The following is a 2544-nucleotide window of genomic DNA, read 5'->3' as shown; positions in this document are numbered from 1 at the left end:
CCTGAGTTTCAAGAACTTTCAGCGTCAGCGGACTCGCGTCCAGCCCAGCCCCGACGCTTTTGTTGACGATAACCGCAACGGTGATTGCTTTAGGCGCCGCCGTGGTGTCGGTTGCTGCCTGACTGACCGTAATGTCGGCCTGACCCGCGCTTACCAACGTCAGATCGCCTTTGTCAGAGACCTTAACTACGTTTACGTCCGATGATTTATAGCTTAATTTCCCGCCGTTGCCGCCCTCGACAACCAGCGCTGGCGGCGTCGAACCAAAGTCCACCTCTACAGCCTTGGCCGTGAGCGCTGGCGCGTCGTTTAAACCCACGCTGACGTCAGCCGTGACCGTCTGACCCAGGTAGTTGGCGCTCTCCGCCTCCGTCACCGTGACCTTCGCGGTGCCTTTTGCCTTCGCCGTAACGTTACCCTTATCGTCTACGCTGGCGATTTTTGGATTATCAGTGCGATAACTCAACGTGCCGCCGTTGCCGCCGCTGACCTTAATCCCCTGAGTTTCAAGAACTTTCAGCGTCATCGGACTCGCGTCCAGCCCAGCCCCGACGCTTTTGTTGACGATAACCGCAACGGTGATTGCTTTAGGCGCCGCCGTGGTGGCGGTTGCTGCCTGACTGACCTTGATGTCGTCTGACCGGCCTTCAGAAACGTCAGATCGCCTTTGTCAGAGACCTTAACTACGTTTGCGTCCGATGATGTAAAGCTCAATTTCCCGTCGTTGCCGCCCTGAACAACCAGCGCTTGAACCGGTGCACCAAAGTCTACTGTTACCGGTTCAACCTGTAGTTCTTCTGATATCCGTTTAGTTACGGTAACGGTGAAAGTTATCGGCTGAGGCGCATTTACCGTAGCAGTTGGCGTTTGATAAACGGTTATTTCTGTTACGCCAACGTTTTTAGCGATCAGCTTCCCTTGCACGATGGCAACAATCTCTGCGGATTTAGAGGTGAACAGATACTCCTCACCAACAATACCGCCTGTTGGGCTAACCGCTTTATTCTCCCCAACGTTAAGCGTTATTCCTGGAAGCGGGTCTATTTTTCCTGCGTAAAACTCCACTTTAATATTACGTGACAGTGATTTTTCCACTGAAATAGAGGACGCAGCATCTCCCACATTAGGCTGTAAACTGACAGTAACGGTATCATTGCCAGACGTGGTAATTCCCTCATAGCGAATGATCATCTCCCCATTATCATCCGTCACGCCGGTACGGTTGGTAATGGTTCCCAGCGCCGCGTTTAACTGGCTCCAAAATACAGGTGTCATGGAAACAGGTCGATCGTGGCGATCTTTTACAATAGCGGTCAGAAATAGTTGCCCCTGAGTCCCCTGTGGGAAAACTATCACCTCATCGCTTTCCACTATGATATTGCCATTAGCAATCAAAAAATTGCTCAATTTTAGGCTAGGGATATTTACAGTCTGTTTTACTGACTCTCCTGATATGTTGTCTTTATTGATGGGGGTGACCTGGAAAATAATATTTTGTCCGCGATCTTCAGCTCTTACTTTATAGTTCAAGCCTTCACTCAATGATGTAGCACTGTCATTTTCGTTAAACCAGACAACAGGCGAACCGCCGTCTATTTCGTCATTGCCTTCATTATTAACGAACAGATAACTGGCTGCCAGCGTCTCTCCTACATCAGGCGTACCGATTATGTTGACTTGTTTTGCCGCAGGCGCAATATCACCCGGTAAGATGGTTACCTGATAGGAAGCATCATTTATCGGCGTTTGCCACCAGCCCTGCTGAAACTCTTGAGCGCGAATAGTTGTTTCGCCGCGTTTTAGAGGCGTGATAAACCCGCTGTCCGCCTCAACCTTGGCTATCTCATTCTGGTCGGAGGTATATTTGATGGCGCCGCCATAACCGCCCTTGGCCAGATTAACCGACTGGGCCGCCCCAGCCTTAACTGTCAGCCGATCGGGACTAAAATAGAGCGGGCGAAATAGCTCCTCTCTTTTATATTGCAAAACAATATTATTGTTGCGAGTCACAAAGTCGTGACGAGACAGGGACAGTGCGCTCATTGCCTTGCCCCTTTCGGGGTCTACCTGCTGCTGCAAGCTCTCATTAAAGTTCCAGCTAAAATTCATACCGACTTTCAAATCATTAGGCTGACCGGTTAGCAGCGTATCTTCTAAAGTGAACCCCAACAGGGAGACGGGCTGCCAGTTGAAGCCTAATGTGAGGCCATAAGGGTCTGCACTGACGCGACTCCGCGTACCCAAGACATCAACCTCTTTGCCATACCAGTGGAATCCGGTTAATTTTACCGACAGTGGTCTGAAGAGCAGTGCTTCAAAATTGATATCCCACCCTCTGGCGGCACGCTCATACAGGCCATAATGCAAAGGATCCGAATTAAACTGCGTGTCGTTGGACTGTTTCCAACCGCTGAGGGGCAGATAGTAGTTAAGCGAGCTCCGGACTCTTTCACCCCAAGCCTCTAGACCGAGACCCAGTCGACTGTGCCCACGCGTAATGTCTTGGTCGAAAAAGGCGTTGGTACCCAAAACCAAGTTATCGTT

Annotated in this window: 2 protein-coding genes; both read right to left on the bottom strand. The window is 50.6% G+C overall.

Annotated features, from left to right (window positions below; translation table 11 throughout):
* On the bottom strand, nucleotides 1–526 hold a 526-nt coding region (locus BS639_RS19930), incomplete at its 3' end, for an Ig-like domain-containing protein (protein ID WP_173882118.1).
* Nucleotides 523–2544, bottom strand: a 2022-nt coding sequence (locus BS639_RS19925; RefSeq protein ID WP_173882117.1) for an inverse autotransporter beta domain-containing protein, incomplete at its 5' end; no start/stop codon positions are given. The genes BS639_RS19930 and BS639_RS19925, both read right to left, overlap by 4 nt.

The organism is Rouxiella silvae (assembly GCF_002093625.1).
Taxonomy (GTDB): Bacteria; Pseudomonadota; Gammaproteobacteria; order Enterobacterales; family Enterobacteriaceae; genus Rouxiella; species Rouxiella silvae.
The sequence above is the reverse complement of the archived record's forward strand: the minus strand, read 5'-3'. Positions and strand labels throughout refer to the sequence as shown.